The organism is Noviherbaspirillum sp. L7-7A (assembly GCF_019052805.1).
GTDB lineage: Bacteria > Pseudomonadota > Gammaproteobacteria > Burkholderiales > Burkholderiaceae_D > Noviherbaspirillum_A.
The window spans coordinates 3,166,566-3,192,011 of the sequence record NZ_JAHQRJ010000001.1 but is presented as its reverse complement, the minus strand read 5'-3'; the positions used below and the strand labels follow the sequence as shown (position 1 = coordinate 3,192,011).

The window sequence follows — 25,446 nt, the reverse complement described above, 5'->3', positions numbered from 1 at the left end:
GGGCTGAAGGATTATTTGTAGTTGCGGATGCGGTCCAGGTTGGCCTTGCCGAACTGCTTCTCGAAGTCGGCATACACCGGCGACAGCGCGCTCTGGAAACGCGTCTTGTCGACCTGGTCGACCACGGTCATGCCCTTGGCGCGCAGGTCGGCCACGGCCATCTTTTCATCCGAATCGACCCGCATGCGGTTGGCCTTCACGCCCTCCTTGGCTGCTTCCAGGAAGGCGGTCTTGTCGGCTGCGGACAGCTTGTCGAAAGCGCCCTTGTTCATCAGGAAGACGCAGGGCGAGTAGACATGGCCGGTCAGGGTCAGGTACTTCTGCACCTGGTCGAACTTGGCCGAGGTGATCACCGACAGCGGGTTTTCCTGGCCATCGACCGTGCCCTGCTGGAGCGCGGTGAATACTTCACTGAATGCCATCGGCGTCGGGATGATGCCGAAGCCCTTGTAGGCCTGCACGTGCACCGGGTTTTCCATGGTGCGCATCTTCAGGCCCTTGAGGTCCTCCGGCGCGTTGACCGCGCGCTTGCTGTTGGTCATGTGGCGGAAACCGTTCTCGCCCCATGCCAGCGCCTTCATGCCGCGGGCATCGAATTTTTGCAGCAGTTCCTGGCCGATCGGGCCGTCCAGCACGGCGCGCGCATGGGCATAGTCGCGGAACAGGAAGGGCACGTCGAGGATCTTCACCTCGGGCACGAAGTTGGGTATCGGGCCAGTGGAAGTAAAGGTCAGTTCCTGGGTGCCCAGCTGTACTGCCTCGGTGGCTTCGCGCTCGGCGCCCAGCGACGCGGAATAGAAAGTCTGGATCTTGTAGCGGCCTTCGGTACGCTTCTCCACTTCCTTGGCGAAGGTGTCGATGGCCACGCCCTGGTGCGAGTTCTGCGGAATCGAGACGCTGATGCGCATCGTGGTGACAGCCATCGCGCTCGCGGAAAAGCCCGCGGCCACTGCCAATGCGAGCGCGGATGCGCCCATGCGGAAAGAAATCATGCAAGTCTCCTGGGTGTTGTTGTGGTCAAGGTGGGATGAGCGGCTCAGGGGAACTGAATCGCAGCTGCCTGTAACTTGTATTACAACTATATATTCAAGCCACACGTCGCGCAACAGCATGCTTGAAGAAGACAGGGGAGCATGCACATGGACGGCGGACCCAAGGCAGCATTTTGCCGCCACTGCATCGCCATTAAAAAAGGGCCGCGGTAATCACGGCCCTTTTTCCCTTGTGTTGCGCTGTGGCGCGGTCTGATGCGCACCGCTGACGTCAGGCGGCTTTTTTTACCGCCGGCCGCTTGGCAGCAGCCTTCTTCGCCACCGCTTTCCTTGCCACTGGCTTCTTCACCGCCGCCGGCTTCCTGGCTGCCGCTGCTGCCTGTTCCGGGCCGTCCGCATCGGTCTTGCCCTTGGCGGGCGGCTTTCCCTTGCGCTCCTCGAACTCGAAGCTCACCTTGCCATCCTTGCCGCGCACCAGGAAGGCCTTGAACGGCCGCCGGGTACGCTGCGAGACGAAGCCTGGCAGCAGGTCGGTCTTGCCTTCGTTGAGCAGCTTGGCCATCTGCTCGGGCAGGATCTCCTGTTGCAGGATGATGCGGCCGCTGCGGAAGTCGCAGGTCTTGGGCTTGGCCACGCTGTGCTCGCAGACATAGGCCAGGCCCATTTCATAGACGCCCGCCTGGCATTTCGGGCAGGGCCCGAGGGGCTTCTGCTCGCTGAAGTCGACGCCTTCGCCGTCCTCGGACTCGCCATCGTTCTGGCCGAAGTCGAACTCCAGCTTGAAGTTCCTGATGTCCTCGTCGCGCACGATGTTGAGAATCGCGGCAAACGGCCGGCCCATCTTGGAGCGGAAGCCCTGCAGCGGACCGATGGTGCGGCGGGCCAGCAGTTCCTCCACCTCATGGATCTCGAACTGCCTGCTGCCCGGCGTCTTGCTCATGGAGAAGTCGCACTTGGTGCAGGCGAAGCGGCGATAGTTTTCCTTTACCACGCTGCCGCAGTTCGGGCAGGGCGTGTTGAGCGTCGCATATTCGCCGGGGATGGTGTCGTTGCTGTATTCCTTGGCGCGCTTGACGATGACCTCGGCCATTGCGGCGATCTCGCGCATGAATTCCTCGCGGCTGATGCGGCCGCGCTCCATCTGCGAGAGCTTGTACTCCCATTCGCCCGTCAGTTCCGGCGCGGTCAGTTCATTCACGCCCAGGCCGCGCAACAGCGTCATCAGCTGGAAGGCCTTGGCGGTCGGGATGATTTCCCGGCCTTCGCGCAGCAGGTACTTTTCATTGAGCAGGCCTTCGATGATGGCCGCGCGCGTGGCCGGCGTGCCCAGGCCCTTGCCCGCCATCGCTTCGCGCAGCTCCTCGGAATCGACCAGCTTGCCGGCGCCTTCCATCGCCGACAGCAGCGTGGCTTCGGTATAGCGCGCGGGCGGCTTGGTGACCAGCGCCACCGTGTCGACCTTCTCTGTCTTCACCTGTTCGCCCTTGGCCACCGGCACCAGGATGCGGTCGCTGCCGGCCTTGTCCGACTTCTCGGACTTCTCCTCGGCGACTTCGCGGCCGTACACCGCCAGCCAGCCGGGATTGGTCATCACCTTGCCCTCGCTCTTGAACTGGTGTCCTTCCACTTCGGTGAAGCGGGTGGTCACCTGGAATTCGGCGGCCGGGAAGAAGATCGCCATGAAGCGGCGCGTCACCAGGTCGTACAGCTTCTGTTCCGGCTCCGACAGGTTCTTCGGCGCCAGCGTGGTCGGGATGATCGCGAAGTGGTCGCTGATCTTGGTGTTGTCGAAGATGCGCTTGTTCGGCTTGACCCAGTTGTTGTTCAGGATCTGCTTGGCGAACTGGTGGTAGTTGTTGTTCTCCGAGATGGTGTCCAGCGTCTGCCGCACCGTGTTCAGGTAGTCTTCCGGCAGATGGCGGGAATCGGTACGCGGATAGGTCAGCACCTTGTGCTTTTCATACAGCGCCTGCGCCAGGCCCAGCGTGTTCTTGGCCGAGAAGCCGAAGCGGGCATTGGCCTCGCGCTGCAGGCTGGTCAGGTCGAACAGCGCCGGCGCCATCGAGGTGGTGGGCTTGGATTCCTCGGTGACGCGGCCGGGCTTGCCGCGGCAGGCGGCCACGATGGCATCGGCGTCGGCCCGGTTCCACAGCCGCTCGGCGCGCTTCTCGGGGTCGTTCTCGTCGCGCTTGTGCTTCGTGTCGAGCCAGCGGCCTTCATAGGTGCCGGCGGCGCAGCCGAACTCGGCGCGCACTTCCCAGTAGTCGCGCGGCACGAACTTCTTGATCTTCTCTTCCCGCTCGACCACGATGGACAGCGTCGGCGTCTGCACCCGGCCCACGGTGGTGAGATAGAAGCCGCCTTCCTTGGAATTGAAGGCGGTCATGGCACGGGTGCCGTTGATGCCGATCAGCCAGTCGGCCTCGCTGCGGCAGCGCGCGGCATCGGCCAGCGGCATCATCTCGCGGTCTTCCCGCAGATGGCCGAAGGCTTCCCGGATCGCGCCCGGCGTCATCGACTGCAGCCACAGCCGCTTGATCGGCTGCTTGGCCTTCGCATACTGCGCAATCAGGCGGAAGATCAGCTCGCCCTCGCGCCCGGCGTCGCAGGCATTGATCAGCATGCCGACATCCTTGCGCTTGATCAGCCGGTTCAGCACCTTCAGGCGCGACTCGGTTTTCGCGATCGGGTTGAGATCGAAATGCGGCGGGATCATGGGCAGATGCGCGAATGACCATTTGCCGCGCTTGACGTCGTATTCTTCAGGCACGGTGATTTCCACCAGATGGCCGACAGCGGACGACAGCACGTACTGGTCGGACTCGAAATACTCATCGTGCCTCGTGAAGCCGCCGAGCGTCTTCGCGATGTCGTTCGCGACAGAAGGCTTCTCTGCGATGATGAGGGTCTTGGTCATAGAAATGGGTCTCGCAATGGACGCGTGTTTCGCGTGATGGACTGCATGGTACAGGGATAATTTACATTGCATTCAGACGCTTGCCTGAATGCATCAGGCCTGGAAGAGGTGACTCAGACCGCACCGCCTGCGTAGTTGCGGCCAATGATAAGCGGGTTGCGTCTGAAATCGCAAGCAAGCCGCCGAATGAAAAAGCCGCGATAACGCGGCCTGTAATCATTGGCGCGCCAGCTGGCGCGCACAAACCCGTGATGTTTGTTAATGCAATTGCCGGGTTTGCGCCTCGTCGTCATCCAGAAACAATTCGTCGAACATCAGCCCGTCCGGTTCCTTGCCCTGGCTCCACAGCACCATCAGCACGATGACCTTGAGCTTGTCCAGCGAGATCTGCGATTCGCTGGCGGCAAGCGCCCGTTCCACCACGATTTCACGCTGCAGCGGATTGATGACCTTGGCCGACTCCAGGAACTGGATGAAACCGATCGCAGCCGTGCCCAGCACGTCGAATTCCCGTTCCACGTAGATGCGAAAGCCTGCCGAAAAGCTGGTCTGCTGCGGATGCAGCATCGAGAATTCATTGGTCGTTTCCGCAAGGTCGGTCAGCCAGCCAAGCGCCTTGGAGATTTCTTCCTCCTCGAAGCCAACGGCTGACAGTTTCTTCACGAGCGCCTCGGAGTCCGGGCAGGCATCCGGCCGGTAATAGGTTTCGTAAAGATAGACTAGGACATCAAACATGGTTTTACTGTAAAGGTAAGAAGTTGAGCATCACAATAATTTGTGCGATTAACAGCATCGCAGTTGCAAATTTGTGACAGCTTGTTTTTTCAAGATCGATGTAAAAAACCCGTTTGCCATTCAGGACCTGCTGCAACGCCAAAGCGTTGCATTCATTATAAGAGCGCACGTCGGCGGTTAGTGGAGCTTGCTCAACTTCAGGCCAATCGCCTGATCAATCCGCCTGGCAGCAGTTCCACCTGCCCATCCATTTCCAGCATCAGCACCTGCGCATTCATTGTAGCGGCATCCACGCCGGCCCGAGCGGCCAGCGCATTCAGGCTGACCGGATCATAGCCGATTATCCTCAAAATATCGTTGTCGCAACTGCCAGAGCCGGGGACAAAAAGCGGCTTTTCTTCCGGATTGCTGGTCAAATGCAAAGATTTCCGGTCTTCCAGAATGTCTGCCGCCGTTTCGACCAGCTTGGCGCCCTGACGGATCAGTTCATGGCATCCGCGCGCCAGCGGCGACTGTATCGAGCCCGGGATGGCATAGACATCCCGGCCCTGCTCGGCCGCAAGGCGCGCGGTGATCAGCGAGCCTGACTGGGCCGCCGCTTCCACCACCAGCGTGCCGCCGGACAGCCCGCTGATGATGCGATTGCGGCGCGGGAAGTTGGCCGGCAGCGCCGGCGTCCCCAATGCATATTCGGAAAGCAGGCAGCCTGCCTCGGCAATGCGGTGGGCGAGCGCATGGTTGCGCGCCGGGTAGACGATGTCGGCGCCGGTGCCGATCACGGCAATCGTGCTGCCCGCGCCTGCCAGCGCGCCTTCATGCGCCGCCGTGTCGATGCCGAGCGCCATGCCGGAAACGATGGTCAGGCCAGCCTCCGACAGGGTCTGTGCAAACTGGCGCGCATGCATCGTGCCCTGCACGCTGGCATTGCGGCTGCCGACGATGGCCAGCGATTCGCGGCGGATCAGTTCGAGCCGGCCCTTTGCATACAGCAGCAGCGGCGGATCGGCGATTTCCAGCAGCAGGGGCGGATAGTGCTCGTCCGCCAGCGTCAGCACATGATTGCCGGGAAGGGCGGCCCAGGAAAGAGTTTTTTCTATCAGGGCCTGAAGCGTCGCCGTGGGTGGTGCCAGCAGCGCTGTGGTCAGCTTGCTGCCGACCAGCGCGCAGAGGCGGCCGGCATCCGCAGCCAGGATAGCCTCGGGTCCCGGGAATGCGCTGAGCAGCTTGTGTGCGGCGATGATGCCCAGGCCGGGCGTCTGTTGAAGTCTAAGCCATGCCGCCAGGTCTCCGCCGGTCATGGCCGCGCTTACTCTGGTGACCTGGCGACGTCACCGACCCGGACCGGCGCGGTGACCTGCATGACCAGGCCGTAGGAGACATTGTCGAAAGTCCGGAAAACGAACACCGAACCGTAGCGCTCATCAGGCAAGCGCACCGGCTGGTTGCCTGCCGCCCGGTCCGCCACCACGCCGGCGCGACGATACAGTTCCAGCACGCTGCCGGCATCCAGGCCCTGCCTGCTGCCGCGGTTGATCGTGACCACGTTGTTTTGGCCGGCGTAGGCCACGCCGCCATAGACCGACATCACGCGGGCGCTGGTTTCCACCTGCGGCCGGTGCGGCACGTAGTTGACGATGGGCGCGGGCGGCATCGGCACCAGTTGCGCGCCCACGCCGATTTCCCGCACCGCGCTGGTGACCACGAAGCGATGCGCCTCGTCGTCGGCACGCGCCGCGCGCGTGAGCTTCATCGTGCCCAGGTAAGCGGCTTCGTAGCCGAGGATGGCGCCGGTGTCCGGATCGCGCAGCGGCTGGCTGGGACGATAGACCTGGAACACGGTGTCGCCATCGATCCTGCCGCGCACATAGGCGACGTCGCCCTTGCCCATGTACACATGCCCGTCGCCGCCCTGCAGCACGCGCGGCGCCTCGGCCAGCTTGCCTTCCTCGACCAGGAGCGGCTGCGTGAGAAAGGGCTCGATGACGCTGGCCGGAATGGCCGGGATGGCATCGGCAGCCATGTTTTCCATCCGTATCTGCGGCGACATGCGCACCGTTGGCAGGCCGCCTTCGCCGCCGACGGCGCGCGCCAGCCGCAACTGGCCGCTGGCGCGGTCGAAATACACCGTCTGGCCGGGATAGATCCAGTGCGGATTGCTGATCTGCTCCCGGTTGATGCCCCACACCTGCGGCCAGCACCAGGGATGCTGCAGGAAACGCCCGGAAATGCTCCACAAGGTGTCGCCGCGCGCTACCTGATGCTGATCTGGCGCGTTGTCCAGGAACTGGCACTTGGCTGCGGTGGAAGGCGTTTCAGTGGACGTGGCAGCGGATGCCGCAGTGCAGGCAAGCGCGAACAGCAGGCCGGCTGTGCTAAACTTTTTCATGGTTTTTCCGGTAGTGACGGCGAAGCGAAGGAACGACTACAGGCTGGGCACAGCGTGATGCTTGTCAGGCAATCGTTGAAAAATGTTGCCGTAGTGAATCAAATTCTGCCTTCAATTACTTGAACTGGCAAGAAGAACCACCATCTATTCCTCTTCTATTGTTGCGCAAAAGTCGTATGTCCCAACTGAATATTCTCCGTTATCCCGACCCGCGTCTTCACAAGGTCGCACAACCGGTCAAGGTGTTCGATGACAGGTTAAAAAAGCTCGCCGCCGATATGGCCGAGACCATGTATGAAGCGCCCGGCGTGGGCTTGGCGGCGACCCAGGTCGACGTGCATGAGCAACTGATCGTCATCGACACGTCCGAAACCCATGACGATCTCAAGGTGTTCATCAATCCCGAGATCACCTGGGCCAGTCCGGAAAGGCAGGTCTACGATGAGGGCTGCCTGTCGGTGCCCGGCGTGTATGACGGCGTGGAGCGGCCGGCGCGGGTGAAAGTGCGCGCGCTCGATCTTGACGGCAAGCCGTTCGAAGTCGAGGCCGACGGCCTGCTTGCCGTTTGCATCCAGCACGAGATGGATCATCTGAAGGGCAAGGTGTTCGTCGAATACCTGTCTCCGCTGAAGCGCAACCGGATCAAGACCCGCATGATCAAGGAAGAGCGCGAACTGAAGCGGGAACAGCAGAAGGTCGTGGGCGCGAGGTAAGCGCCGGGGCGCTACAATCGCGCCCATGAAAATCATCTATGCCGGCACGCCCGAATTCGCGGCGTCTGCCCTGAAATCCCTGCACGAGGCAGGTTTCGAGATTCCCCTGGTACTGACCCAGCCCGACCGTCCGGCCGGACGCGGCATGCAGCTGCAGGCATCGGCCGTGAAGCAGTATGCGCAGCAGCATGGCATCCCGGTAGCGCAGCCGGTGTCGCTGCGCCTGAACGGCAAATATCCCGACGAAGCGCGCCAGGCGCATGCGCTGCTGCAGAACACGCCGCATGATGTGATGGTGGTGGCCGCCTATGGCCTGATCCTGCCGGCATCGGTTCTGGGCATTGCGCCGCGCGGCTGCATCAATATTCATGCATCGCTGCTGCCGCGCTGGCGCGGCGCGGCGCCGATTCATCGCGCCATCGAGGCGGGCGACACCGAAACCGGCGTGACCATCATGCAGATGGACGAAGGCCTGGATACTGGCCCGATGCTGCTGTGGCAGGCCTTGCCGATCGCGCCGGACGACACCACCGCCAGCCTGCACGACAAGCTCGCCGCGCTGGGCGCGACCATGATCGTCCATGCCTTGCGCCAGATGGAGGCGGGAACGCTGTCTGCCCGGCCGCAGCCTGAAGCAGGCGTGACCTACGCGGCCAAGATTGCCAAGGAAGAGGCCGCGCTCGATTTCACGCAGCCAGCCGCCGTGCTGGCCAGGAAGATCCGCGCATTCAATCCATTTCCCGGCGCAAGCGGGCAGTTCAACGGCGTGCCGGTGAAGATCTGGCAAGTCGACACCGTTGATGCGGGCAGCGGCGCGGCGCCGGGCACCATCCTCGCCGCCGATGCTGCGAAGGGCGTGCTGGTGGCGTGCGGAGAAGGCGTGCTGCGCCTGAGGCAGTTGCAGAAACCAGGCGGCAAGCGGCTCCCCGCAGTCGATTTCCTGAAAGGCTTTCCGATGGAAGGTGGCCGTTTCGACGCGGGCGCCAAAGCGGCTTCCTGAACGCTTTGTGAGCCTTGACGACAGGCGCTAGCTCAGCGCGGGCGGCAGCGGCAGCGGGCTGGCCGGCTTGATCTCTTCCAGGCAGATCATGGAGCGCATGCGGGCTACGCCCGGCACCTGCATCAGCCTGTCGGTGAGGAAGGCGGAAAAGGAACGCAGGTCGGTGGACACCACCTTGAGCAGATAGTCGAAGTCGCCCGAAATCGTGTAGCACTCCAGGATTTCGGGGAAATCCCGTATCACCTTCTCCAGGTCGCGCACATTCTTGAACTGTTCGCGATCGATCGTCAGGCTGACGAAGGCCACCACATCCAGACCCAGGCTGGAAGGCACCACCTGCGCGGTGTAGCCCCGGATGATGCCGTCCATTTCCAGCCGACGCACCCGACGGTAGCACTGGGGCGCTGAAAGGCTGGCCTGCTCCGACAATTCGACATTGGAAGCACGGCCGTTTTTCTGCAATGTCGTCAGAAGTATGCGGTCGTATCGGTCGAGCTTTTCCATTTGTTCTCTCCGAAGGATTGATACACAAACGATCCTTTCATAACCCATCTGTTCCATGCCTGATAAAGCACAAATCTTTTCCGCATTCGGGGCTAACATGTGTAGGCAAACGCTTGGTTGATCTGAATGGGGATACGTTCATGGAAAACCTGATTGCCCTTGAAAAAAAGGTTTGCGCAGAAAACTATGCGCCCCTGCCGGTAGTGCTGCACAGCGGCGCCGGCGTCTGGCTGACCGACATCCACGGCAAGCGCTACCTGGACATGATGTCAGCCTATTCGGCCACCAGTTTCGGCCACAGCCATCCGCGCCTGGTAGCGGCGCTGACGGCGCAGGCGCAAACCCTGGCGGTGACATCACGCGCCTATTACACCGACCGATTGGGACCTTTCCTGCAGCGGCTGTGCGAAATGACGGGCATGGCGCGCGCATTGCCAATGAATACCGGCGCCGAGGCCGTGGAAACGGCCTTGAAGGCGGCGCGCAAGTGGGCGTATCAGGTCAAGGGCGTGACGCCGGAGCGGGCACAGATCATCGTCTGCGCCGGCAATTTCGCCGGCCGCACCACTACCATCGTCGGCTTTTCCTCCGAGGCGCAATACCGGCAGGGTTTCGGGCCGTTTGCGCCGGGCTTCGTGTCGGTGCCGTTCGGCGACGCCGCCGCGCTGGAAGCGGCGATCACGCCCGACACCGCCGCATTCCTCGTTGAGCCGGTGCAGGGAGAAGCCGGCATCATCGTGCCGCCCGACGGCTATCTGGCGCAATGCCGCGCGATCTGCAGCCGCCACAATGTGCTGCTGATCTGCGACGAGGTGCAGACCGGCCTGTGCCGCACCGGCCGTCTGCTGGCGTGCCAGCACGAGGGCGTGCAGCCGGACGGTCTGATTCTCGGCAAGGCGCTCGGTGGCGGCCTGCTGCCGGTGTCAGCCTTCCTGGCGCGCCCGGACGTGATGGGCGTGTTCCGGCCGGGCGACCATGGCAGCACCTTTGGCGGCAATCCGCTGGCCTGCGCTGTCGGCCATGCGGCACTGGACCTGCTTGAAGAGGAAAATCTGGCCGCGCGCGCCGAGCGCATGGGTGCGCTGCTGCTGGGTCGGCTGCGGAGGCTGCGCTATCCGGCAATCCGGGAAGTGCGCGGCAAGGGATTGCTGATCGGCATGGAACTTGATTCAACGCACATTTCCGCGCGGGAGTTTTGCGAACGCCTGATGTACTTCGGCGTCCTAAGCAAGGACACCCACGGCACCGTGGTCAGGCTGGCGCCACCGCTGGTAATCAGTGAGCAGGAAATCGATATTGCTGTAGCGGCAGTGGCGGCAGTGCTGGACGAATTCGACATGGCAGCCTGAATGGCGGCTGGCCGCCGCCGTAGAACAATCATCAGCAGGGAGGGCTGGCAATGAAAGCGCGTTTCCTGATGTGCGCACCGCAGCACTTCGAAGTGGCCTATGTGATCAATCCATGGATGGAAGGCAACATCGCGCGCGGCAGTAATCCAGTGGCGATGCAGCAGTGGAGCGCGCTCTTGGCATTGCTGCGACGCCATGCGCAGGTCGACTGTATCAGTGCCAGGGAAGGCGTGCCGGACCTGGTATTCACCGCCAATGCCGGGCTGGTGCTGGAAAACAGGGTATTGCTGTCGAATTTCCGGCATGCCGAGCGGCGGCCAGAGGAAGCCTACTTCGCGCAATGGTTCGCCGAGCATGGTTTTGAGGTGCTGACGCTGCCGCCGGATGTCTACTTCGAAGGCGCTGGCGATGCGCTGTTCGACCGTCGCCTGCCCCTGCTGTGGATGGGACATGGCCACCGCTCCGACTCCGCGGCCGCTGCGATGATCGCCAGCCGGTTCGATGTCGAAGTGGAACCGCTGCGGCTGGTCAATCCGCACTTTTATCATCTCGACACCTGCCTGTGCCCGCTGGAGGGCGGCGCGCTGCTGTACCATCCGGCCGCCTTCGACGCGGCCTCGCAGGAACGCATCGCCACGCTGGTGCCGCCCGAACTGCGTATTGCCGTCGGCGCCGCGGATGCGGACGCATTCGCCTGCAATGCCGTCAACTGCGGCCGCCATGTGATCCTGAACCAGGCATCCGACAGCCTGTGCGCGGCGCTGGCCGCCCACGGCTATACCGTGCACCAGACCCGCTTGTCGGAATTCATGAAAGCCGGCGGCTCGGCCAAATGCCTGACCCTGAAGCTGACCGAAGCGCGCACGCCGGCGCTGGCCTTGCCCTGACACGCTGCTGCGCCGATGCCCCGTCCGCTCGGCGCAAAGCGAATTCACGTATAATTTTTCCCGCGCCGATTTGATTGCAAAGTCAAACCCAGCTTGCGGGCGCGGAACAGTCCTCCACAGGCCGTCTTCCAACAAATGCAGCTAAAGCGGACCTGAACAAACCCGGCCCCGCTTTACCGGCCGGGTTTTTCATTTTTGTTCTCTTGGACCACATCACATGAAACGCGATTCCATTTCTTCCACCGAGGCGCTGCTGCGCGATCTGCTGTCCCAGCGCATCCTGATCCTGGACGGCGCCATGGGCACCATGATCCAGCAATACCATCTGACCGAAGAGGATTACCGCGGCACGCGGTTTGCCGACTTCCAGGTGCCGGGCAAGGAAATGTTCGTCAAGGGCAACAATGAATTGCTGACCTTGACCCAGCCGCAGATCATCAGCGAGATCCATGAGAAATACCTGGCCGCCGGCGCCGACCTGATCGAGACCAACACCTTCGGCGCCACCACGGTGGCGCAGGAAGACTACAGGATGGCCGACCTCGCCTCTGAAATGAACGTGACCGCGGCCCGCCTGGCGCGCTCAGCCTGCGACAAGTATTCCACGCCTGACAAGCCGCGCTTCGTCGCCGGCGCGCTGGGGCCGACGCCCAAGACCGCATCGATCTCGCCCGACGTGAACGACCCGGCCGCGCGCAACGTCACCTTCGACGAACTGGTGGCGGCCTATCTGGAGCAGACCCGCGGCCTGGTCGAAGGCGGCGCCGACGTGCTGCTGGTCGAAACGATTTTCGACACGCTCAACTGCAAGGCCGCGCTGTTTGCGATCGACCAGTTCTTCGAGGAATCCGGCCAGCGACTGCCGATCATGATCTCCGGCACGGTGACCGATGCCTCGGGACGCATCCTGTCCGGCCAGACCGTGCCGGCATTCTGGAACTCGGTGCGCCATGCGCAGCCCCTGACGGTGGGCCTGAACTGCGCGCTCGGCGCGGCGTTGATGCGGCCCTACGCGGAAGAGCTGTCCAAGATCGCCGACACCTTTGTCTGCATCTATCCCAATGCCGGCCTGCCCAACCCGATGTCCGACACCGGTTTCGATGAAACGCCGGACGTGACTTCCTCGCTGCTCAAGGACTTCGCCGAAAGCGGCTTCGTCAATATCGCCGGCGGCTGCTGCGGCACCACGCCCGACCATATACGCGCCATCGCCGAGACGGTGAAGACGATTGCGCCGCGCAAGCTGCCGCAGGTGCCGCCGGCGATGCGGCTGTCCGGCCTGGAGCCGTTCACGATCGACGAGGACTCGCTGTTCGTCAACGTGGGCGAGCGCACCAACGTGACCGGCTCCAAGGCCTTCGCCCGGCTGATCCTGAACGAGCAGTACGACGAGGCGCTGGCGGTGGCGCGCCAGCAGGTGGAAAACGGCGCGCAGATCATCGACATCAACATGGACGAGGCGATGCTCGATTCGCAGGCGGCCATGACGCGCTTTCTCAACCTGATCGCGTCCGAGCCCGACATCGCGCGCGTTCCCATCATGATCGACTCGTCGAAGTGGTCCGTGATCGAGGCCGGCCTGAAATGCGTGCAGGGCAAGGCGGTGGTGAACTCGATCTCGATGAAGGAAGGCGAGGAGGAATTCCTGCGCCAGGCCACGTTGTGCCGCCGCTATGGCGCGGCCGTGATCGTGATGGCCTTCGACGAGACCGGACAGGCCGACACCTTCGAGCGCAAGATCGAGATCTGCAAGCGCGCCTACGACCTGCTGGTTGAAAAGGTGGGCTTCCCGCCGGAAGACATCATCTTCGATCCCAACATCTTCGCCATTGCCACCGGCATCGAGGAACACAACAACTACGCGGTCGACTTCATCAACGCGACCCGCTGGATACGCGAGAACCTGCCGCATGCCAAGATCAGCGGCGGCGTTTCCAATGTGAGCTTCAGCTTCCGTGGCAACGATCCGGCGCGCGAAGCCATCCACACCGTATTCCTGTATCACGCGATCCAGGCGGGCCTCACCATGGGCATCGTCAATGCCGGCATGGTCGGCGTCTACAGCGAGCTCGATCCCGAACTGCGCGAGCGGGTGGAAGACGTGGTGCTGAACCGCAGGCCGGATGCGACCGAGCGCATGATCGAGATCGCCGGCACCCTGAAGGCAGGCGGCAAGAAGGAAGAGCAGAGCCTGGAATGGCGTGCCGGCACGGTGCAGCAGCGCCTGGCGCATGCGCTGGTGCATGGCATCACCCAGTGGATCGTCGAGGATACCGAGGAAGCGAGGCAGGAACTGCTGGCCAGCGGCGGCCGTCCTATCCAGGTGATCGAAGGGCCGCTGATGGATGGCATGAACATCGTCGGCGACCTGTTCGGCCAGGGCAAGATGTTCCTGCCGCAGGTGGTGAAGTCGGCGCGGGTGATGAAGCAGGCAGTGGCGCACCTGATTCCCTACATCGAGCAGGAAAAGCTGGAAGAGGAACGCAGGACCGGCGTGGCCGCCAAGCCCAAGGGCAAGATCGTCATCGCCACCGTCAAGGGCGACGTGCACGACATCGGCAAGAACATCGTGTCGGTGGTCCTGCAATGCAATAACTTCGAGGTCGTCAACATGGGCGTGATGGTGCCGTGCTCGGAAATCCTGGCGCGCGCCAAGGCCGAGAATGCCGACATCATCGGCCTGTCGGGCCTGATCACGCCGTCGCTCGAAGAGATGGCCTATGTCGCCAGGGAGATGCAGCGCGACCCGCATTTCCGCATGCTGAAGATTCCGCTGCTCATCGGCGGCGCCACCACCAGCCGCGCCCATACCGCGGTGAAGATTGCGCAGAACTATGAAGGCCCGGTGGTCTATGTGCCGGACGCGTCGCGCTCGGTGTCGGTGGCGCAGTCGCTGCTCACGCCCGAACAGCGCGACCAGTATGTGCAGGAGATTGCGACCGACTACGAACGCATCCGCGAGCAGCATGCCAACCGCAAGGCGGTGCCGATGCTGTCGCTGGCCGACGCCCGCAAGAACCGCGCGCAGCTGCAGTTCGCGCCGGTCAAGCCGAAGTTCATCGGCCGCCGGGTGTTCAGGAATGTCGACCTGGCCCAGCTGGCACAGTACATCGACTGGGGCCCGTTCTTCCAGACCTGGGACCTGGCCGGGCCGTATCCCGCGATCCTGACCGATGAAGTGGTGGGCGCCTCGGCAAGCAAGGTATTCGAGGAAGGGCAGGCGCTGCTGAAGAAGGTGATCGATGGCCGCTGGCTCACAGCCAATGGCGTGATCGCGCTGCTGCCTGCCAACAGCGTCAATGATGACGACATCGAGATCTATACCGATGAAACCCGCAGCGAGGTTGCCTTCACCTGGTATGGCGCGCGCCAGCAGACTGTCAAGCCCGTGATCGACGGCGTGGCGCGGCCCAACCAGTGCCTGGCCGACTTCATCGCGCCCAAGTCGTCAGGTATCGCCGACTACATCGGCATGTTCGCGGTGACCGCTGGCATCGGCATCGAGAAACACGAGAAGCGCTTCGAGGATGCGCATGACGACTATTCCTCCATCATGCTGAAATCGCTGGCTGACCGCCTCGCCGAAGCCTTTGCCGAGCAGATGCACGAGCGGGTGCGGCGCGACCTGTGGGGCTATGCGGCGGACGAGACGCTGGACAATGCGGCGCTGATCCGCGAGGAATACCAGGGCATCCGCCCGGCGCCGGGCTATCCGGCCTGCCCGGAACACACGGTCAAGGCCGACATGTTCCGCGTGTTGCAGGCCGAGGAAATCGGCATGCAGCTGACCGAGTCGTATGCGATGTATCCGGGCGCGGCGGTGTCGGGCTTTTACCTGGCGCATCCGGAGTCGAAGTACTTCAGCGTCGGCAAGATCGGCATGGACCAGGTGGAAGACATGGCGGCGCGGCGTGGCGTTTCGAAAGAAGAGATCGAGCGTTGGCTGGCGCCCAACCTGTGATCGCCTGCATCTGGCCTCAGGGCCGGATCGTTTGATGTCACCGGCGCCCGCGATATAGCGGGCGTCTTTCATTTGCGTTGTCGTTCCTGCAATCGATCCGGCGCAAGCCTGGCTTTCATCGTTGCTGCTAAGCTGGCTCATCCATACTGCAGCCAACGAAAAATGATCTGGAGACCGCAAACCACGCGCAGCAAAGTGATGGTGGCTATCGCCAGCATCCTGGCCACGGTGCTCGTCACCCTGCTGGTCGTGAATTTCTCCTCCGGCGAGAAGCAGATCAAGCAGGAGATATCGCGCCTCTATGCGGTGTCGGACCCGCAGTTCCAGCGCTCCATGGGCGTGATGCTTGGGCCGCAGATCGTCGATGGCAACAAGGTCGAGGCGCTGCTCAACGGCGACCAGATCTTCCCGTCGATGCTCAAAGCCATCCGCGGCGCGAAGAAGACCATCAATTTCGAAACCTATATCTACTGGTCCGAGGAGATCGGCCGCGAGTTCGCCGAGGCACTCTCCGAGCGCGCCCGCGCCGGCGTCAAGGTGCATCTGCTGATCGACTGGGTGGGCAGCGCCAAGATGGACGACAAGGACCTGGAGCAGATGCGCCAGGCCGGCGTAGAAGTGCGGCAGTATCATCCGCTGCGCTGGTACAACCTCGGCCGCATCAACAACCGTACCCACCGCAAGCTGCTGGTGGTGGATGGCCGCATCGGCTTTACCGGCGGCGTCGGCATCGCCGGCCAATGGACCGGCAATGCGCAGGACCCGGACCACTGGCGCGATTCCCACTTCCGGGCCGAGGGTCCGGTGGTGGCGCAGATGCAGGCGGTCCTGATCGACAACTGGACCAAGACCACCGGCAAGGTGCTGCATGGCGACGACTATTTTCCGCCGCAGGCACAGCCAGGCACGGCGCGGGCGCAGGTCTTCAGCAGTTCGCCCTCCGGCGGCAGCGAGAGCATGCACCTGATGTACCTGCTGGCCATCACTGCGGCCGAGCGCAACATCCAGATTTCCGCCTCCTATTTCGTGCCGGATGAAATGACCCGCAACGCGCTGATCGATGCGATGAAGCGCGGCGTGCGGCTGCAGATCATCCTGCCGGGAAAGAACATCGATGCCGAGGCAGTGCGCAGTTCCTCACGCGGCATGTGGGGCGAACTGCTCCAGGCGGGCGCGGAGATCAGCGAATACCAGCCCACCATGTATCACTGCAAGGTGATGATCGTCGACGGCCTGCTGGTCTCGGTGGGCTCCACCAATTTCGACGACCGCTCGTTCCAGATGAACGATGAAGCCAACTTGAACATTTACGACGCCGGCTTCGCGCGCCAGCAGATCGCCATCTTCGAACAGGACCTGAAGAAAGCGCGCCGCATCACCTACGAGCAATGGCTGGACCGGCCGCTGAAGGAAAAGGCCTGGGAGAAGGTCGCTTCCTGGCTGGGGCCGCTGCTGTAGGCGCCTGCGCGGCTGCCTCAGGATAGCGCCGGGCTGATCGGCTCGCCATCGATGAAGACCTTCATTTCGCCGGCTTCGAAGGGCAGCCAGGTCTCGTTGGTGGTCAATGGCGCGGTGACGATGATGGCGACCTTGTCGCGCGGCGTGGTGACCTGGGAAAAATCCACGATCACGTCTTCATCGGACAGCCGGGCCTCGGCGAACGGATGCTGCCGCACCAGGTAATGCAGATTTGTGGAGCAATGCGCGAACAGGGCCGAGCCGTCGGACAGCATCATGTTGAATACGCCGTGGGCGGCGATTTCCGTGGTCAGTTCACGCACGGCCAACGTCAGTTCCGGCAGCGCGGGCATGGTATCGCCGAAACGGCTGCGCAACCGCTGCAGCAGGTAGCAGAAGGCCAGTTCGCTGTCGGTGGTGCCGACCGGACGGAAGGCGCCGTCGAGCACCGGACGGAATTCCTTGAGGTCGCCGTTATGGGCAAACACCCAGTAGCGGCCCCACATTTCGCGCACGAAGGGATGGCAGTTTTCCAGCGCCACCCGGCCCTGCGTGGCCTTGCGTATATGCGCGATCACGTTCTTGGACTTGATCGGGCATTGCTTGATCAGCGCGGCGATGGGCGAAGCGGTGGCGGCCTGGTAGTCGACGAAATGGCGCACGCCGGCGCCTTCGAAAAAGGCAATGCCCCAGCCGTCATTGTGGTTGTCGGTGCGGCCGCCGCGGGTGGCGAAGCCGGTGAAGCTGAACACGATGTCGGTCGGAACATTGCAGTTCATTCCAAGAAGCTGGCACATGGCGGAATCGGGAAGAAGCTTCGCAAAAAGGAAAATACACTACCACGGATGCGGCATTGCCTGCGTTATTTGCCGCACCATGGATCGGTTTCGGGATGCGGGAAACGGGCGGTGATGAAGTCGATGAAGCTGCGCACCTTGGCCGACATCTGGCGCCGGCTGGGATAGACCAGCATCACAGCCATTTGCCCCAGGCGGTATTGATCCAGCAGGCGCACCAGCCTGTGGCTCTTGATGTCATCGATCATGGCATACGAGGGCCCCACCACCAGGCCCATGTCGGCGGCGGCGCAGTTGCGCAGCAGCTCGCTGTTGTTGCTCAGCATGCGGCTGCGGATCGGAATGTTGACGGCTTCGGTGTCGGTGGCGATCGGCCAGTGGTTGCGCAGCAGGTCCACGTTGGAGAAATTCAGGCAGTCATGGGCCGTCACGTCCTCGGGCACGCGCGGTTCGCCGCGCTGCCTGATGTAGCCCGGCGAGGCGCACAGCAGCACTTCGGCCATGCCGAGCTGGCGCGAGATCATGCTGGCATCGAACTTCTGCAGCCCGGTGAAGATGCCGATATCGTAGCCTTCCTCCACCAGGTCGATGGTGCGTTCCGACAGCGTCACATCCAGCGTCACATCCGGATTGGCTGCGGCGTAGAGCGGCAGCAGCTCGGCCAGGCGCTGCTTGCCGAAGCCCAGCTGCGAATAGATGCGCAGGGTGCCGGTGGGCTTCTTCGACTGCGAGGTAACGATGGCATCGGCATCGTCGATGTCGGCCAGGATGCGATTGACCCGCTCCAGATAGGCCTGGCCGGTTTCGGTCAGCGACAGCTTGCGTGTCGTGCGGTTGAGCAGCCGGGTGCCTAGATGGTTTTCCAGGTCGGCCACATGGCGGGTGACGACCGCATTCGATAATTCCATCACCTGGGCGGCGCGGGCGAAGCTGCCCTGTTCAACCACTTTGGAAAATACGCGCATTGATTGCAGGCGATCCATGCTGCAGCCTTTTTATTGTCGTTCAGGGGAAGAGGGCAGGGCGAGGCGGCAGCGCCAGAGGGCATGGCCCGATGCGCGGTATTTCTCCTCGAACGGCGTGATCGGTGCGACCGCATCGAACGATTCGGTCTGTACCGGCAGGCCGGTCAGCTGGGTCAGTGCCGCCGCGCATTCGTCGATGTAGATGCGCCAGTTGCTGCGGCATTCAAGCTGCCCGCCCAGCGCCACCACGGTGGGAAACACCGGATGACCATGCCAGCGCCGGCCCAGGTGCTGCTTCTTGGGCCACGGGTTGGGATAGAGCAGGTAATGCCGCGCCGGCCGCACGCCGGATGCCAGCATCAGGCGCCAGTAGTCCACCAGGTCGGCACGCAGGCGCAGGCAGTTTGCGGGGAGCGCATCGGGCCAGTACACCTGGCGCGCCAGACGATCGGCTGACTGGTCGACGCCGATCACGAAATGGTCGGGATGGCGTGCTGCCAGATGGAGCGTCGACAGGCCGACGCCGCAGCCGGCGTCGAGGATCAGCGGCGCCCTGCCGTGGGCTTCCCAGGCTGCGATGCTGGCGTCAAAGGCGCGGCGGTTGTAATCGGTGACAGGTTTGCGAAACACCGTGGCCGCGTGCTTGGCCACTTGCTGCGCCAGGTCGTCATGCATTCCTGGCTGGGTACTGTGGATGGGACTTGAATTGGCATGCATCGCGGCAGTATACCCGGATGCCGCCATCCTTCAGGGCGGCGCCGCAAGGAACTGCGGCGCCGCGCCGGCTTCAGCGATCAGTGCAGGCGCACCGGCTGATGCATCAGTTCGTCAAAGTTGCCGAGGAAGTCGTCGATTTCCTCCATGCTCGGCTCTTGCGCGATCAGGTCCTGGACATGCTGGCGGAAGGACTCGGCCAATGCGCCATTGATGAAGATTTCGCGGCGTCCGGACTTGTCCATGATTTCATAACCGCCGAAACGCAAGGCCTCACGTGCCTGGTCGGCGCCGAACTCCACTACGCTGTACTGGTCGCTGTTGTAGATCAGGTTCATGTATGCTCCTCGTGCGATTGCTGATTGCTGGAATAAACTTCCCGCTGCTGAGACAGAACATGGCGCCCACGCGCCGCATTTCAAGACGCAATATGCAGGTCTTCTGTCAAGGTCAATAACCGGCTATAGGAATCGGTTCGAAGAAATGCGCGGAATTGCTGCAGGTGGGCGGTATCGGCCAGGCCGATGAAGAGCTGCTGCGGTGCTTGGCGCAGCACGCGGTTGAGTGTGACGCGCATGGTCAGGCTACCGGTGCAGCAGGGACAGCCAGGCGCAATGCGCAGCACATGCTGCGACGGCAGTGCCTGTTGCAAGGGCGAGCCCGGTTTCCCGTCCGGCAATCCTTCAAGGATGACGAACGCGGATATGCCGGGCCGCAGCGCCGCCGCGATCGCCGCTTCGCGCGCGGCGTAGGAACTGCCTGTGACCAGCGTGACTTCCGTCATCCGCTGCGTCGGCCCAGCTTGCCGGGTTCGACGCCAAGCTGCTTGAGCTTGCGGTACAGATGGGTGCGTTCCAGGCCGGTGCGTTCCGCCACCCTCGTCATGCTGCCGCCTTCGCGCTGCAGGTGATGCTCGAAGTAGGCCCGCTCGAAGGCGTCGCGCGCTTCCCTCAACGGCAGTTCGAACGACACCGTGAAGCCCTTCTCCTCGGGCGCCTTGGGCGCTTCAGGCGCCTGCGGCTGCACGCTGCCCGGTGCGCTCTGGGCGGCCGGCGCACTGGCCGGCAAAGGTTCGCTGACCGGCGCCGGGATCGGCCTTGCCACGGCCGCGAGCGTGCTGGCGCGCGCCACGTCCTGGCCGCGCGACAATCCCTGCTGCACCGCCTTGAGCAGCTTTTGCAGGGAGATCGGCTTTTCCAGGAAATTCAGCGCGCCGATGCGGGTGGCCTCGACCGCGGTGTCGATCGTGGCATGGCCCGACATCATGATGACGGGCATGGTCAGCATGCGGTCGCGCTGCCATTCCTTGAGCAGGGTGACGCCGTCGGTATCTGGCATCCAGATATCGAGCAGCACCAGGTCCGGAGTGGTGCTGGCGCGAATCTGGCGCGCCTGCTGGGCGTTTTCGGCCATGGTCACCACATGGCCTTCGTCGCCCAGTATTTCCGAGAGCAATTCACGTATGCCCATCTCATCATCAACTACCAGAATATTTGCCATTTCCTTGCCTTGGTTAATTCAGATTTGGATCACTCCCGGACCGTGCATTCTACTTGTCTGTGTGGCGCTCTTTGATCTTGTTAGCTTTTCGTTAGTACTTCGTTATCGGACGCCAGCTTCAGAAGCAGTATGACTATTTTAGCGCCGCTGACATTGCGCCGATTCTGGATATCGACGCGGCCGCCATGCTCTTCGACGATTTTTTTCACCATCGCCAGGCCCAGTCCGGTGCCGCGGGTTTTGGACGTGACGTAGGGCTCGAAGGCGCGGGCCAGGATCCTGGCTGCGAAACCGGGGCCGTTGTCGGTGATGGTCAGGCGCACTGCCGTCTGATTGATGCCGTCGGAGCCGGGAAAGTGCACCGTCTCGGTAACCAGATCGATGCGGGCCGGTTCAGCCTCGGCATCGGTACGTTCGGCCACCGCGTCCTGGGCATTCTGCAGCAGGTTGTGGATCAGCTGGCGCAACTGGGTGGCGTCGCCCATCACCCGCGGCAGGTCCGGCGCCAGTGCCGCATGGATGATGTCGCGCTCGTCGCCGCTCATGTAGAGCGCCAGGATTTCCTCGATCAGCGCATTCAGGTTCAGGGGCGACAGCACCGCCGGCGGCGTCTTGGCATAGTCGCGGAAGTCGTCGACCATGCGCTTCATCGCGGTTACCTGGCTGACGATGGTGCTGGTGGCGCGACCGAGCATGGCGGCGTCGGATGGGGCCAGTTTTTCTTCCAGCTTCATCTGCAGGCGTTCGGCCGACAGCTGGATCGGCGTCAGCGGATTCTTGATCTCGTGCGCCAGCCGGCGCGCGACCTCGCCCCAGGCGATCGAGCGCTGGCCGGAGATGACGTCGGAGATATCGTCGAACACCACCACATAGCCGGTTGCGCTGTCGACCGGCAGCCGCGAGCCGCGCGCCAGCAGGGTGATGTTGTTTTCGACTTCGGCGTCGTCGACGCTGCGCGGTATCTCGATCTGCTGCTGCCAATGGAAGTCGTTGCCATTCTCGCCGGCCGACTTGGCGCTCTGCTCGGTGAAGGCACGGATGATCACATCGGCAAACGCGGACAGGCCGTCGATCTCCGACAGCGGCTGGCCAAGGTGCGGTTCGAAGTCATGCTGCAGGATGCGGTCCACCGATTCATTGCAGCTCATCAGGCGGAACTGCCCGTCCAGCACCATCACGCCGGCCGACATGTTGGCCAGCACCGATTCCAGATAGGCCTTGGCGTTTTCGAGTTCGGTGCGGTTCCGTTCCACGGCGGCGCGGGCGTCGAACAGCTGGCGCGTCATGGTGTTGAACGACTGCGTCAGCGTGCCTAGTTCGTCGCTGGTGGCAACGATGGGCCGCGGCGACAGATTGCCCTCGGCCACCGCCTTGGTGCCTTCGGCCAACAGCAGCAGCGGCTGCGCCAGGTCATTGGCGATCACGAAGGCGCTGGTGACGGCGCCGAAGATGGCCAGCAGCAGCGTCAGGGTAAGGGTGACGATATAGATCTTGCGCAAGCCGGTGCGGCCGACCGAGCGCGCCTGATATTCGCTGTAGGCAGCGCGCAGGGCCTCGGCGTCGGTGGCGAGCTGCTGCGGCACCGGCTGCAGCAGCTGCAGGAAACGGGCCTCGTTCTGCAGCGACAGGTCGCTGCTTTTGCCGGGAATGGCCACCACCACGCGCAGCCGGAGGCCGGCGCCGGGCTCGGCTGGCTGCGGCTTGCCCTCGCGCAGCCGGTCGAGCCCTTCGCTGCTGCCTTCGATGGCGGCAAAGCCGCGCGTGAGCCGGGCCTGGCTCAGCATGTTCGCCGTAGGCAGTTCCGGCACCAGCGAGCCGATATTGCCGCCGGCGCTGGCCACCACCCGGTTGCTGGAAGTGACGATCAGCGCTTCCTGCAACTGGCTCTGGTCGCGCAGCCTGGAGAGCTGGGTGATCTGGCTGGCGTCGGAATAGTCGGCCAGTTCCAGCGCCATCGCGCGCGCCTTGGCATTGAGGTCGGCCAGCGAGGAGTCCAGCGCGGTGCGGCCCAGGTTCAGGCCCGCTTCCAGCGCCGACTCGACCCGTACGTCGAACCAGGATTCGATCGAGCGCGACACGAACTGCACCGACACCACGTAGATCACGGTGCCGGGCAGGATGCCGATCAGCGCAAACAGCATCACCAGCCTTGTCATCAGCCGTGAGCCGAACCGACGCTGCTTGTAGCGCTGATACAGCCGCAGCAGCAGGGTCGTGACCAGGCCCAGCAGCAGCGCGGCGAACAGCGCGTTCAGGCCCAGCAGCCAGGAATAGTTCTGGTCGAAGAAGACCGAATTCTCGGATGCGGAGGCGAGCAGGAATAGCAGGATGCCGGTGATCGCTCCGCCAAAGACCAGCACATACCGCAGCACGCGCGTCACTTGCCGTCCGCCCTGAAGGTGAAGTAGCGCCACTCGGAAGAAAGCCGCCAGTCGCTGCTGTTGATGGAGTGGATCTGGAAGGGCTTGGGAAGCTGGGCGACGTCGAGCTCCATGCGCAGCGCCACGGAGTACAGCTCGCCCGGCTTGAGCGCATCCGGCCCGGCCACCAGCCAGCGTCCGGGGCGACGCACCAGCGACATGGCTTCCTCCAGCGAGGCGAAGCTCTGCTGCAGATTGCTGCCATTGATGGCGGCGCGGTATTGCCGGGTCAGCACATTGTAGGAAATGCGTATGGTCTGGGTGGCGCTGGCGGTGCGCTCGTCGAGCCAGTACCAGCGCGGGCGGCGGATCACGATTTCGGTGGTGAAGTACAGCGGTATGCCGCGGGCGATGGCGCTTTCCAGGCTGCGATTGAGATCGAAATGGTAGACGGCGGCCAGCTTGTAGCCTTCGTCGGTGTATTCAAGATTGGCTTCCGCGATCTCGACATCGCCGGCATGCGCCGCTGGCATGGCCAGTGTCAGCACGGACGCCAATGCCGCTGCCAGCCAGAACCATAGGAAAAATCGTCGAATCACGCGCTATCGCAGGCTTGTGGCCCGGGAAATTGTTTGGGCCATGGTATCAAAGGCCCGGCTTTTGGAACAGCGCATAGAACAAGCCGTCATGATCCTGTCCGGCTTGTGAAATGGGCAACATCTGGCCGGGCGCGGCCAGGCGCAGCGCCTGATGACGCACGGCAAATGCGGCGGCCTGTCCTTCCGATTCTTGCGGCCAGACCGAACAGGTGACGAACAGCATCTTGCCGCCCGGCGCCAGCATCTGCCACAGGTTGTCGAGGATGCGTGCCGACAGCGTTGCCAGTTGCGCTGCGTCGCCCTTGCGGCGCAGCCAGCGGATGTCGGGATGGCGGCGCACGATGCCTGAGGCGGTACAGGGCACGTCAGCCAGGATGCGGTCGAACGGCTTGCCGTCCCACCAGTCCTGGCGTGCCGCGTCGCCCTGTTGCAGGCTGGCTTGCAGTTGCAGGCGAGCGAGGTTGTCGGCCACGCGCTGCAGGCGTTGCCCATCCTGGTCCAGCGCCAGCAAGTCCAGCGCGGCGCATTCCAGTAAATGGCCGGTCTTGCCGCCGGGGGCGGCACAGGCGTCCAGGACCCGCATGCCGTCCTGCGCGTCCAGCAGCGGTGCTGCAAGCTGGGCAGCGGCGTCCTGGACCGACACCAGGCCCTGCTCGAAGCCTGGAATGCGCTGCACTGGCACCGGCTGCGTCAGTCGCACGGCGTCGGGCCCCAGCTGTTGCGCTGCCATGGCATGCTGCTCCAGCAGCGCCAGGTAAGCGGTCATGTCGGTCTTGCGCCGGTTCACGCGCAGGGTCAGCGGCGGCAGGCAGTTGCCGGCTGCGAGCAGCTGTTCCCAGTCAGCCGGGTAGGCGGTGCGGGCGGCGTCTATCCACCATTGCGGATAGTTCCATTGTGCCTCGCGGCTGCCGGCCAACTGCGCGGCCAGCGCGTTGCGTTCACGCAGGAAGCGGCGCAGCACCGCATTGACCATGCCGCGCGCATGCGCCAGCTCGGCTTCGGCGCCGGCGGCGCTGACTGTCTGGTCGACCACGGTATAGGCCTCATAGGCGGCGTCGGCATCGGCATCGGTATCGAGCAAGGCCAGCGCGCATTCCAGCAGCGCGAGCAGCAGTGCCGGCTGCGGCGGTTTGCTGGTCATCGCCTGCACCAGCGCGTCGGCACGCCCGCGTGCGCGCATGGCGCGATAGGCAATATCCTGGATCGCTCCACGTGCCTGCGGGCTGGCCTGCAATGTCTGGTTGACGCGTGCCAGCGCCTGCGGCAATGCGGTGCCGGTGCGCACCAGGGCTACCGCACGGGCGGCGCCGAGCAGGCTGTAGGCGAGGGAATCATGTTTGGGGGAAGAAGAGGTCACGGGTCGGCTGAAGGCAGAAAGGCAGGGCGGGAATCCGCCGGAAAGACAGGATTGTAACGGACCCGCCGCTTCGGCTCTCGCGCGGATGCAGATCTGGAAGTGGCGGCAGCCCGGCTTCCACTTCGTCACGGGCCTGCCTGGCGCCGGGACGGATCAGTCAGTGCAGCAATTGGAAAGTCCAACAGCATGCGACGTTCAATCATTCCTGTTTCTTCATGTTGTTGCTAGAGAAATAACGCAGAGGGAAATCAT

At 63.3% G+C, this 25,446-nt stretch carries 21 protein-coding genes; 6 read left to right on the top strand and 15 right to left on the bottom strand.

The window, feature by feature from the left end:
- Window positions 1–11: 11 nt before the first annotated feature.
- From KTQ42_RS14530 to KTQ42_RS14510, 5 genes are all read right to left on the bottom strand, one after another.
- Entirely contained in the window at window positions 12–992 is a 981-nt protein-coding gene (locus KTQ42_RS14530; RefSeq protein WP_249222769.1) for a TRAP transporter substrate-binding protein, read from the bottom strand.
- 271 nt (window positions 993–1,263) lie between these two features.
- The gene (locus KTQ42_RS14525) at window positions 1,264–3,909 is read right to left on the bottom strand and encodes a DNA topoisomerase III (protein ID WP_217346145.1); all 2,646 of its coding nucleotides are present in this window, start codon (window positions 3,907–3,909) and stop codon (window positions 1,264–1,266) included.
- 258 nt (window positions 3,910–4,167) lie between these two features.
- Window positions 4,168–4,644, bottom strand: a complete 477-nt coding sequence (locus KTQ42_RS14520) for a DUF494 domain-containing protein (protein ID WP_194713967.1) — start codon at window positions 4,642–4,644, stop codon at window positions 4,168–4,170.
- A gap of 197 nt (window positions 4,645–4,841) precedes the next feature.
- Entirely contained in the window at window positions 4,842–5,942 is a 1,101-nt protein-coding gene (gene dprA, locus KTQ42_RS14515) for a DNA-processing protein DprA (RefSeq protein ID WP_217346144.1), read from the bottom strand.
- Between the two features lie 8 nt (window positions 5,943–5,950).
- On the bottom strand, window positions 5,951–7,030 hold the full coding sequence (locus KTQ42_RS14510) for a LysM peptidoglycan-binding domain-containing protein (protein WP_217346143.1): 1,080 nt from the start codon (window positions 7,028–7,030) through the stop codon (window positions 5,951–5,953).
- Between the two features lie 176 nt (window positions 7,031–7,206).
- On the opposite strand from KTQ42_RS14510, the gene def reads away from it, so the two are divergent.
- On the top strand, window positions 7,207–7,743 hold the full coding sequence (gene def / locus KTQ42_RS14505; RefSeq protein WP_217346142.1) for a peptide deformylase: 537 nt from the start codon (window positions 7,207–7,209) through the stop codon (window positions 7,741–7,743).
- A gap of 25 nt (window positions 7,744–7,768) precedes the next feature.
- Complete coding sequence (gene fmt / locus KTQ42_RS14500; protein ID WP_217346141.1) at window positions 7,769–8,743, top strand: methionyl-tRNA formyltransferase; 975 nt, start codon at window positions 7,769–7,771, stop codon at window positions 8,741–8,743.
- 27 nt (window positions 8,744–8,770) lie between these two features.
- Here fmt and KTQ42_RS14495 read toward each other — a convergent pair whose 3' ends face one another.
- Complete coding sequence (locus tag KTQ42_RS14495; protein WP_217346140.1) at window positions 8,771–9,247, bottom strand: Lrp/AsnC family transcriptional regulator; 477 nt, start codon at window positions 9,245–9,247, stop codon at window positions 8,771–8,773.
- Window positions 9,248–9,387: 140 nt separating this feature from the next.
- Between KTQ42_RS14495 and rocD the strand changes: the two genes are divergently transcribed.
- The 4 genes from rocD (at window position 9,388) to KTQ42_RS14475 (ending at window position 16,902) form a co-directional block, all read left to right on the top strand.
- The gene (gene rocD / locus KTQ42_RS14490) at window positions 9,388–10,596 is read left to right on the top strand and encodes an ornithine--oxo-acid transaminase (protein WP_217346139.1); all 1,209 of its coding nucleotides are present in this window, start codon (window positions 9,388–9,390) and stop codon (window positions 10,594–10,596) included.
- 50 nt (window positions 10,597–10,646) lie between these two features.
- Window positions 10,647–11,483 (top strand): arginine deiminase-related protein, encoded by an 837-nt coding sequence (locus KTQ42_RS14485; RefSeq protein ID WP_217346138.1) that lies wholly within the window; start codon window positions 10,647–10,649, stop codon window positions 11,481–11,483.
- A 217-nt stretch (window positions 11,484–11,700) separates the two neighbouring features.
- A complete protein-coding gene (metH, locus tag KTQ42_RS14480) occupies window positions 11,701–15,444 on the top strand; it encodes a methionine synthase (protein ID WP_217346137.1) in 3,744 nt (1,247 codons plus the stop codon).
- A gap of 162 nt (window positions 15,445–15,606) precedes the next feature.
- Window positions 15,607–16,902, top strand: a complete 1,296-nt coding sequence (locus KTQ42_RS14475; protein ID WP_249222768.1) for a phospholipase D-like domain-containing protein — start codon at window positions 15,607–15,609, stop codon at window positions 16,900–16,902.
- A 17-nt stretch (window positions 16,903–16,919) separates the two neighbouring features.
- Here KTQ42_RS14475 and KTQ42_RS14470 read toward each other — a convergent pair whose 3' ends face one another.
- The 9 genes from KTQ42_RS14470 to rsmB all read right to left on the bottom strand — a co-directional run bounded on the left by KTQ42_RS14470 (window position 16,920) and on the right by rsmB (window position 25,194).
- Window positions 16,920–17,699: a class II glutamine amidotransferase gene (locus tag KTQ42_RS14470; RefSeq protein ID WP_217346136.1), complete on the bottom strand. Its 780-nt coding sequence runs from the start codon at window positions 17,697–17,699 to the stop codon at window positions 16,920–16,922.
- Between the two features lie 65 nt (window positions 17,700–17,764).
- A complete protein-coding gene (locus KTQ42_RS14465; protein WP_217346135.1) occupies window positions 17,765–18,682 on the bottom strand; it encodes a LysR family transcriptional regulator in 918 nt (305 codons plus the stop codon).
- 12 nt (window positions 18,683–18,694) lie between these two features.
- The gene (locus tag KTQ42_RS14460; RefSeq protein ID WP_249222767.1) at window positions 18,695–19,339 is read right to left on the bottom strand and encodes an SAM-dependent methyltransferase; all 645 of its coding nucleotides are present in this window, start codon (window positions 19,337–19,339) and stop codon (window positions 18,695–18,697) included.
- A 119-nt stretch (window positions 19,340–19,458) separates the two neighbouring features.
- Window positions 19,459–19,716 carry a DUF3567 domain-containing protein gene (locus KTQ42_RS14455; protein WP_194713954.1) on the bottom strand — a complete coding sequence of 86 codons (258 nt, stop codon included), beginning with the start codon at window positions 19,714–19,716 and terminating at the stop codon, window positions 19,459–19,461.
- An 80-nt stretch (window positions 19,717–19,796) separates the two neighbouring features.
- Complete coding sequence (locus tag KTQ42_RS14450) at window positions 19,797–20,162, bottom strand: GTPase (protein WP_217346133.1); 366 nt, start codon at window positions 20,160–20,162, stop codon at window positions 19,797–19,799.
- The gene (locus tag KTQ42_RS14445) at window positions 20,159–20,878 is read right to left on the bottom strand and encodes a response regulator (RefSeq protein ID WP_217346132.1); all 720 of its coding nucleotides are present in this window, start codon (window positions 20,876–20,878) and stop codon (window positions 20,159–20,161) included. Before KTQ42_RS14445 ends, KTQ42_RS14450 begins: the two co-directional genes overlap by 4 nt.
- Window positions 20,879–20,958: 80 nt before the next feature.
- Entirely contained in the window at window positions 20,959–23,259 is a 2,301-nt protein-coding gene (locus KTQ42_RS14440; RefSeq protein WP_217346131.1) for an ATP-binding protein, read from the bottom strand.
- Complete coding sequence (locus tag KTQ42_RS14435) at window positions 23,256–23,837, bottom strand: DUF4390 domain-containing protein (protein WP_349292151.1); 582 nt, start codon at window positions 23,835–23,837, stop codon at window positions 23,256–23,258. The genes KTQ42_RS14440 and KTQ42_RS14435 overlap by 4 nt, the downstream gene beginning before the upstream one ends.
- A gap of 46 nt (window positions 23,838–23,883) precedes the next feature.
- A complete protein-coding gene (rsmB, locus tag KTQ42_RS14430) occupies window positions 23,884–25,194 on the bottom strand; it encodes a 16S rRNA (cytosine(967)-C(5))-methyltransferase RsmB (RefSeq protein WP_217346130.1) in 1,311 nt (436 codons plus the stop codon).
- Between the last annotated feature and the right edge of the window lie 252 nt (window positions 25,195–25,446).

What these genes read in the sequence shown, in the direction of transcription:
- KTQ42_RS14530 (WP_249222769.1), bottom strand. Translation starts at nt 992, where the DNA reads ATGATTTCTTTCCGCATGGGCGCATCCGCGCTCGCATTGGCAGTGGCC.
- KTQ42_RS14525 (WP_217346145.1), bottom strand. Translation starts at nt 3,909, where the DNA reads ATGACCAAGACCCTCATCATCGCAGAGAAGCCTTCTGTCGCGAACGAC.
- KTQ42_RS14520 (WP_194713967.1), bottom strand. Translation starts at nt 4,644, where the DNA reads ATGTTTGATGTCCTAGTCTATCTTTACGAAACCTATTACCGGCCGGAT.
- dprA (WP_217346144.1), bottom strand. Translation starts at nt 5,942, where the DNA reads ATGACCGGCGGAGACCTGGCGGCATGGCTTAGACTTCAACAGACGCCC.
- KTQ42_RS14510 (WP_217346143.1), bottom strand. Translation starts at nt 7,030, where the DNA reads ATGAAAAAGTTTAGCACAGCCGGCCTGCTGTTCGCGCTTGCCTGCACT.
- def (WP_217346142.1), top strand. Translation starts at nt 7,207, where the DNA reads ATGTCCCAACTGAATATTCTCCGTTATCCCGACCCGCGTCTTCACAAG.
- fmt (WP_217346141.1), top strand. Translation starts at nt 7,769, where the DNA reads ATGAAAATCATCTATGCCGGCACGCCCGAATTCGCGGCGTCTGCCCTG.
- KTQ42_RS14495 (WP_217346140.1), bottom strand. Translation starts at nt 9,247, where the DNA reads ATGGAAAAGCTCGACCGATACGACCGCATACTTCTGACGACATTGCAG.
- rocD (WP_217346139.1), top strand. Translation starts at nt 9,388, where the DNA reads ATGGAAAACCTGATTGCCCTTGAAAAAAAGGTTTGCGCAGAAAACTAT.
- KTQ42_RS14485 (WP_217346138.1), top strand. Translation starts at nt 10,647, where the DNA reads ATGAAAGCGCGTTTCCTGATGTGCGCACCGCAGCACTTCGAAGTGGCC.
- metH (WP_217346137.1), top strand. Translation starts at nt 11,701, where the DNA reads ATGAAACGCGATTCCATTTCTTCCACCGAGGCGCTGCTGCGCGATCTG.
- KTQ42_RS14475 (WP_249222768.1), top strand. Translation starts at nt 15,607, where the DNA reads ATGATCTGGAGACCGCAAACCACGCGCAGCAAAGTGATGGTGGCTATC.
- KTQ42_RS14470 (WP_217346136.1), bottom strand. Translation starts at nt 17,699, where the DNA reads ATGTGCCAGCTTCTTGGAATGAACTGCAATGTTCCGACCGACATCGTG.
- KTQ42_RS14465 (WP_217346135.1), bottom strand. Translation starts at nt 18,682, where the DNA reads ATGGATCGCCTGCAATCAATGCGCGTATTTTCCAAAGTGGTTGAACAG.
- KTQ42_RS14460 (WP_249222767.1), bottom strand. Translation starts at nt 19,339, where the DNA reads ATGCATGACGACCTGGCGCAGCAAGTGGCCAAGCACGCGGCCACGGTG.
- KTQ42_RS14455 (WP_194713954.1), bottom strand. Translation starts at nt 19,716, where the DNA reads ATGAACCTGATCTACAACAGCGACCAGTACAGCGTAGTGGAGTTCGGC.
- KTQ42_RS14450 (WP_217346133.1), bottom strand. Translation starts at nt 20,162, where the DNA reads ATGACGGAAGTCACGCTGGTCACAGGCAGTTCCTACGCCGCGCGCGAA.
- KTQ42_RS14445 (WP_217346132.1), bottom strand. Translation starts at nt 20,878, where the DNA reads ATGGCAAATATTCTGGTAGTTGATGATGAGATGGGCATACGTGAATTG.